Consider the following 726-nt stretch of genomic DNA (forward strand, 5'->3'; position numbering starts at 1 on the left):
TAAAATATTATACTTTTCCCATGTTGTTAATTTATTTTTATTGCAATTCAAATAGTATTCGATTTGTTTTAGACATTTTTCTCTTTCCTCAATCACATAAAAAGCAATATTAGTAATAAGCTCTTCTTCGAAATTTATTATTTTGTTTCTCAATCGATGAAGTTGGACCCTAAAATTATTTTTACCATATAACTCAATTATAGATTCAAAATTATTAATTTCAATGTTTAAATTGAAAATAGGGTTAATACAGTCATAAATTTCTCCCCATTCAAATCGTTTCTCTTCAATCTGTGAGATAGGCAACGTTGTTTCGTCAAAAATCATCATACTTTGTTTTAAAATGGCCGACAACGAAAAAGTATTAGCGAAGGCGGGCGAAAAATGAACTGAAAGTTCAATTTTCAACCAAACTGAGCCAATGCTTTTTCGGTGAAGTGAAATTACAAAATATTAACGAAACCAAAAAGCAGTGGCGGCGAAGAATATTCAAATTTTCAATTTGAGTATTCAAGCCCGCTTTTGCTAATACACTGTTAGGCGATGTATTTTTTATTAATAGATTACCAATTCTCCTTCCATAACTTCTTCATAAATATGATCAATATGGTCAAATCCACTGTTTATATTCCATTTTTCATTATAAATAAATGATAGAAATCCTCCAATATACGGTCTTGTCTTATTGTTTAGTATAGGATAAATATATTCAAGTCTTATAGATAA

1 protein-coding gene is annotated in these 726 nt (G+C 28.5%); it reads right to left on the reverse strand.

The features are described from left to right. Positions 1 to 330: hypothetical protein (locus tag AC4AGG_RS16665; RefSeq protein WP_489773146.1), on the reverse strand; the 330-nt coding region annotated here is incomplete at its 3' end. Positions 331 to 726: the final 396 nt, after the last annotated feature.

The organism is Chryseobacterium sp. CG10_8 (assembly GCF_058117085.1).